Annotated in this window: 4 protein-coding genes; all 4 read right to left on the bottom strand. The window is 71.3% G+C overall.

From position 1 onward, the window contains the following. Positions 1–518: 518 nt before the first annotated feature. The gene (locus tag ACZ562_RS35485) at positions 519–1,691 is read right to left on the bottom strand and encodes an FIST signal transduction protein (RefSeq protein ID WP_471188114.1); all 1,173 of its coding nucleotides are present in this window, start codon (positions 1,689–1,691) and stop codon (positions 519–521) included. Next, positions 1,688–2,611 (bottom strand): globin family protein, encoded by a 924-nt coding sequence (locus ACZ562_RS35480; protein WP_471188112.1) that lies wholly within the window; start codon positions 2,609–2,611, stop codon positions 1,688–1,690. Before ACZ562_RS35480 ends, ACZ562_RS35485 begins: the two co-directional genes overlap by 4 nt. Positions 2,612–2,962: 351 nt before the next feature. Next, positions 2,963–3,538 carry an adenylate kinase gene (locus ACZ562_RS35475; RefSeq protein WP_471188110.1) on the bottom strand — a complete coding sequence of 192 codons (576 nt, stop codon included), beginning with the start codon at positions 3,536–3,538 and terminating at the stop codon, positions 2,963–2,965. A 556-nt stretch (positions 3,539–4,094) separates the two neighbouring features. After that, positions 4,095–6,068 (bottom strand): acetate--CoA ligase, encoded by a 1,974-nt coding sequence (gene acs / locus ACZ562_RS35470; RefSeq protein ID WP_471188109.1) that lies wholly within the window; start codon positions 6,066–6,068, stop codon positions 4,095–4,097. Positions 6,069–6,094 lie beyond the last annotated feature (26 nt).

Genomic DNA, 6,094 nt, shown 5'->3' with positions numbered 1-6,094 from the left:
TGCTCATGAACCAGGACGAGGAGATCGCCGAGCGGCTCGACGCCGAGCGGTTCGCGGCGGAGGAGCGGGAGCGGGTCGCCGAGATACACGCGGCCGTCGAGGAGGGGGCGGCCGTCGAGGATCGGGCGGGCGGGGAGGGCTGAGGCCGGGCGTCACACGGCTGGAGCACGGTTCTGGCATGTCCACGCCACCGCATATGGTCAGCAGCCACCAAACCCCTACGGAGGGGGATCGCCGAGATTCGAAGGAGTCAGTGCTCGTGCCGCTGGGGGCGGCGGGGTTTTGGGCCGTGCTGCTGTGGCTCTCTTCTTCGAACTGCTCCTCCGACCCTCTGAGTACGCCCCTTCGACCGAGTTGAAGGCGTAAGCGGTGAACGGCACGCCGACGGTATCTGGCGGACTGCCGGTGCGGGGCCGTCTCACGTCATCCGTGCCCTTGGTGTGCCCTTCGGAGCGAACGACCACCGTTGGCTGACAGCAGTGCGTCCTTCGAGCCGCGCACGGAACGTGGTGCCGGACTCAGGCCCCGCCCGGGGGCCCGAACACGACACCGGTGAGGGTCTGGTTGACATGACCGAGCCAGCTCTCGCCGTAGGTGTGGAACCCTGCCGACGGGACGCCGCCCAAGGCTGCGACGAAGTCCGCGGAGAGGTTCTTGGCGTCGATCTCCTTTCGGCGCAGGCAGCAGTTGAAGAGAACCACGCCGCCGGCCCGCCCCCCGAGTTCGGCGCGGGTTCGGCGCAGGGCGGCAGTGGTCTCCGCGATGAGGTCACCCGCCTGCATGACCTCGACCTCCATCCCCGGCATGATCTCGGCGTAGAACCGGACGCCGCCGTCCGGCGTGATCGCCTGAGGGCTGCGGATCCACGGCTGGCCGTCGATCATCAGGCCCACCGGGTACTGCGTCCAGGCGGTGTCGAGCGCGTCGACGCTCACGCCCAGGGCGTCCGCGTACGCCTCCGCGGCCGGCCGCCCGTCGATCTCGAGGACGGTCCGGGACGCGGCGTCGGCACGGGTGATCCGCAGGAGCCTGCCGGTCGGGGTGAAGGAGCATGACTTGACGACCCGGAACGGGACGGCGGTCCGGCACACCATGAGCGCCGCCCCGTGGTAGCTCACCTCGCCTCCCACGGCGGTCCAGGTGCCCTGGAAGGCGAAGTCGTCTCCGGCGGAACCGCCGACGAAGTCCAGCAGCGGTGCCGCGTTCCCCAGCATCTCGTTGACCTGCTCCTCGGCTCCGTGCAGGCCGTCGATCAGCACGAAACCCAGGTGGTGAGCCGGGTCGAGGTGGCGGAGCTGAACCTGGAGGGCTTCCTCGAGCGACCGGACGGCGACGGCGGTGCCGTCGCCCGCGTCGCCGTCCAACTCGCCGAGAACCGCCACCGCTTGGGTGATCAGACCGTCCGGAAGCACCACCGCCGAGATGCCGCCGGTCCCGTTGTGCAGGTCGGTGAACTCCCCGGCGGTGGAACAGCCGATGACCACCGCTTCGGGAAAGTGCGAGCTGATGACGGGTGCGACATCGGCGGGGTCGTACACGCTGGAGGCGAAGTACATCACCGCGACCGCCCGGCGTCCCGACAGATCGCGGTCGAGCTGTGCCAGCAGCCGGTCGACCGCCTGCGGAGCCGGTCCGGTGACATGGGCGCGTACGACGCCCACGCCGGGGGCGACGGGAGGGAAGAACGTCATCTGTCCGCCTTGTTCAGAAGTCGCCGGAAGCGTTGCCGAAGGCCCGCCGTGGCGACGGGCTCGCCGCCGGCCTGCCGCGAGCCGCTGTCCTCCGGGTCCGGCGGGTGGAAGAGCAGGTCGTGCGGCGAGGGCGACAACGAGAAGCCCAGCACCAGCAGGATGCTCAGGACTCTGGAGACCACCGCCGCGTCGGCCGCCTGGTCCGGGCGGGGAGAGCGCAGGTCGACGCCGGTGCGCAGGGCGACCCGGGTGCAGATCGCCGCGAGCCCACGGTCGTCGTAGGGGAAGTGGCGGGAGCGCAGCATGGCGAGGATCCCATTGAGTGTCTGCTCCCGCGGCCGATCACTCGCGGTGGCGACGTGGGCCGGAGTGGAGCCGTCGTCCCGCGGTGTACCGCGCCGCGGCTGCCACTGGCCGTGATCCGGCCGCGGCTGGGCGCGATCCGTTCCCGGCCGGGCGGCATCCGCGCCCTGCCGGAGGTTCCCGCTGAGCCAGGTGTAGAACGCTATCCAGTCGGAACTGAGCCGGGAGCCCCAGTCGCTCCTGTGTATCTGGCGCACCGTGTCGAGGAGGGCCGCACCGAACGACCGGTGCCAGCCGTCGAAGAATCCCTGCTGCTGGATTCCCCCGCCGACTTGGCGCAGGGTCGCCTCGACGGCCTCCGGTGCGTCCTGGGTCAGCGCGGCCCACAGCACCGACTGGGCCAGCCTGTCGCACAGCGGCCGTCCCGCCCGCGGCGGCAACTGCCGCACCTGGGGTACGAGAACGACCATGCTCTCGTAGAAGCTGTTCATGAACCGGCCCTGGTTGCGGGAGAGCAACTGGCAGGAGAACTGGACGCTTCGCAGGCTCTCGGCCGGAGGTCTGGCGCCCGTGTACGCCAGACGCTCCGGGCCGGTACCCGCTTGACCGAACACCATGGCGACTCTCCTCGGAGCATGGTGAGCGCACGTCGTCCGGGTCGAGCGGACGCGGCGCGTAAACATCGATTGCCTGTCCGGTGTCCGGCCGGAGCGGAGACCGCCGGCCGGCACCCTCACGGATTTCCTCGGCGGAGGCCTGGACCGCTTCGAACGGAGCATGTGACCGCGAGAAACCCGCCGGAGGCGATGAGGACGGTGACCACGCCCCGGCGGCGTGCCCTCCCGCGTCTCGTCGCGACACGATGGACGTCCGATGCCGGCGCGCCCGAAGGCCCGCACCGCGAACGTCCCCCACTGTCCGGCCCCGCGTCCCGCGAGGCCGGTTGCCTCCTGTGAAGGACGAGGTGATCACGGTGCGCGGCGAGGGTGCCGGGCCGGCTCTCCCGACAGTCCGCTGAGCGCCCGCCCGGCGATCTCGTCGATCGGTCCGACGGCCTGAACGGTCAGCAGGATGTCCGCGTAGTGGTCGAGTAGCGGGGCGGTCTGGCGTTCGTAGACCCGCTGCCGATGGCGGATGACATCCTCGGTGTCATCCGGCCGGCCGCGGTTGAGCAGCCGCTTCACCACGATGTCCTCGGGAGCGGTGAACTCCACCACGGCGTCCAGTCGGGCTCCGGTGGAATCCAGTATCGCGGCGAGTTCCCGCGCCTGTGCCAGGGTGCGCGGGAAGCCGTCGAGAAGGAAGCCGCGCTGGGTGTCGGACTGTTCCAGCCGCTGGCGGACCATGCCGCCGGTGACGTGATCGGGTACGAGTTCGCCGGTGTCGAGATACCGCTTGGCATCCTGCCCGAGTGGCGTCCGGCGGGTGACGTGCTCGCGGAACAGGTCCCCGGTGGAGATGTGCGGGATGCCGAGTCTCTCGCTGAGTATGGCTGCTTGGGTGCCCTTGCCCGCTCCGGGAGGGCCGATGAGGACGATTCGCATCAGCGTGCGCGTGCCTTCCAGTGGTCGTTCCTGGTCTTCGTTCCTGGTCTTCGTTCCTGGTCTTCGCCGTTGTCGGCGTGCTCCGGTCACGCGGCCCGCGACGGGCGGAGAGGTCCCTCGGCCGGGACCGGTACCGGCCCGGGTGCCCGGTGCGCGCGGCGGGCCGGGGAGGCCGCACAGCGCGTCGGCGTTCGCGGGTGCGGTACGCGTCCGCGCCGACCGACGGACCGGTCACGACGGTGTGGACGCCGGTGCGGGGCGTCGGTTCGGCCGCCGGCCACCCGGCGAGCCCGGGCAGTCCTGCCAGGGCGATGTCCTGCGACCGCATCCGTGACCACGTCGACGTCCGGTCCGCCGTGCGCGGCCATCGGCGCCGGCCGGCTCGCCGCACAACAGGCCTGCGGCATCCCCGGGTCCCTGGGCCGAACCTCGCACAGGGCGAGGTGATCGAGGCGCCCGAAACGGTCGACGGCCGTGTCGACGGCCCGGTCGGGGTCGTCGGGGCCGCTCGCTCCGGTGAGGCGCGCGACCCGGCCGGGCGACAGGACGCCGCCGCTCATGCCGGGCCCGGCTTGTCCTGCTGACCGCCGCTGAGACCGGTGTTGATCAGGTCCATCACGGAGGCGTCGGCGAGCGTCGTGACGTCTCCGACCTCCCGGTGCTCGGCGATGTCGCGCAGCAGCCTGCGCATGATCTTCCCGGACCGGGTCTTGGGCAGTTCGGGGACCACCATGATCTGGCGGGGCTTGGCGATCGGGCCGATCTCCTGTGCGACATGCTTGCTCAGTGCCGCCGTGAGGTCCGGGTCGGCGCCGGCGCGCAGGATGACGAAGGCGACGATGGCCTGCCCGGTCGTCGCGTCCGACGCGCCCACCACCGCGGCCTCGGCCACCGCGGGGTGCGAGACGAGCGCCGACTCGACCTCCGCGGTGGAGATCCGGTGCCCGGAGACGTTCATGACGTCGTCCACGCGGCCCAGCAGCCAGATGTCGCCGTCCTCGTCGTAGCGCGCGCCGTCCCCGGCGAAGTAGTAGCCCTGGTCGGCGAAACGGGACCAGTACGTCGCCCGGTAGCGCTCCTCGTCGCCCCAGATCCCGCGCAGCATGGACGGCCAGGGCTGGTCGAGGACCAGATAGCCGCTCTCGCCGTTGCCGACCTGACGGCCCTGGTCGTCGACCACCTTGGCGGACAGGCCCGGCAGCGGCGCCTGGGCCGAGCCGGGCTTCGCGCCGGTCCCTGCCCCAGCCCCGGAGGGCTGGGAGGTGCCCCCTGGCAGCGGTGAGATCATGACGGCGCCGGTCTCGGTCTGCCACCAGGTGTCCACGATCGGTGCCCTGCCGGAGCCGATGTGCGTGCGGTACCAGCGCCACGCCTCGGGGTTGATCGGTTCGCCGACGCTGCCGAGCACGCGGATCGAGGAGAGGTCGTAGCGGGCGGGGATCTGCTCGCCCCACTTCATGAAGGTGCGGATGAGGGTGGGGGCGGTGTAGTAGACCGTGACGCCGTACTTCTCGACGATCTCGAAGTGCCGCCCCTGGTGCGGGGTGTTGGGCGTGCCCTCGTACATGACCGAGGTCGCCCGGTTGGCGAGCGGCCCGTACACGATGTAGGAGTGCCCGGTGATCCAGCCGATGTCGGCGGTGCACCAGTAGACGTCGGTCTCGGGGTCGAGGTCGAAGACGATGCGGTGGGTGTGGGCGGCCTGGGTCAGGTAGCCGCCGGAGGTGTGCAGGATGCCCTTCGGGCTGCCCGTCGTCCCGGAGGTGTAGAGGATGAACAGCGGGTGCTCGGCGTCGAAGGGTTCCGGGGTGTGCTCGTCGGACTGGGCGTCGACCAGGTCGTGCCACCACAGGTCGCGGCCCTCGGTCCACGGCACGTCGGTGCCGGTGCGCCGGACCACCAGGACGTGCTCGATGCTCGGGGTGTCCCTGGTGGCCTCGTCGGTGTTCGCCTTCATGGGCTCGGCGCTGCCCCGGCGGTACTGGCCGTCCGCGGTGATCAGCAGCCTGGCCTGGGCGTCGTCGATGCGCGATTGCAGGGCGGCCGGGGAGAACCCGCCGAACACGACGCTGTGCGGCAGACCGAGACGGGCGCAGGCCAGCATGGCGAAGACCGCCTCGGGGATCATCGGCAGCTGGATGGCGACCCGGTCGCCCGGCCTGAGACCGAGGCAGAGCAGGGCGTTCGCCGTGCGGCAGACCGCGCGCCTCAGCTCCGCGTAGGTGATCGTGCGGGTGTCGCCCGGCTCGCCCTCCCAGTGGAAGGCGACCTGGTCGCCGTGCCCTGCCTCGACGTGCCGGTCGACGCAGTTGTATGCCACGTTCAGCTTCCCGCCGGTGAACCAGCGGGCGAAGGGCGCGTCCGTCCAGTCCAGCACCTGGTCCCAGCCGGTGTCCCAGTGGAGCTGCCCGGCCTGCCGCGCCCAGAAGGCGAGGCGGTCGTCCGCGGCCCGCTCCGGCGGCCCGGACACGGCGGCGCCCCGGGGGGTGAGCGGGTTCCCTGGAACGGGGTGGGCAGAGCGCGGAGACATACAAGATCCTCCAGTGGGTGCGGGTG

The organism is Streptomyces sp. NPDC040410 (genome assembly GCF_055595715.1).
This window is presented reverse-complemented; position numbering and strand designations above follow the sequence as displayed.

Coding starts and splice junctions, on each gene's coding strand:
- ACZ562_RS35485 (WP_471188114.1), bottom strand. CDS start 1,691: ATGACGTTCTTCCCTCCCGTCGCCCCCGGCGTGGGCGTCGTACGCGCC.
- acs (WP_471188109.1), bottom strand. CDS start 6,068: ATGTCTCCGCGCTCTGCCCACCCCGTTCCAGGGAACCCGCTCACCCCC.
- ACZ562_RS35480 (WP_471188112.1), bottom strand. CDS start 2,611: ATGGTGTTCGGTCAAGCGGGTACCGGCCCGGAGCGTCTGGCGTACACG.
- ACZ562_RS35475 (WP_471188110.1), bottom strand. CDS start 3,538: ATGCGAATCGTCCTCATCGGCCCTCCCGGAGCGGGCAAGGGCACCCAA.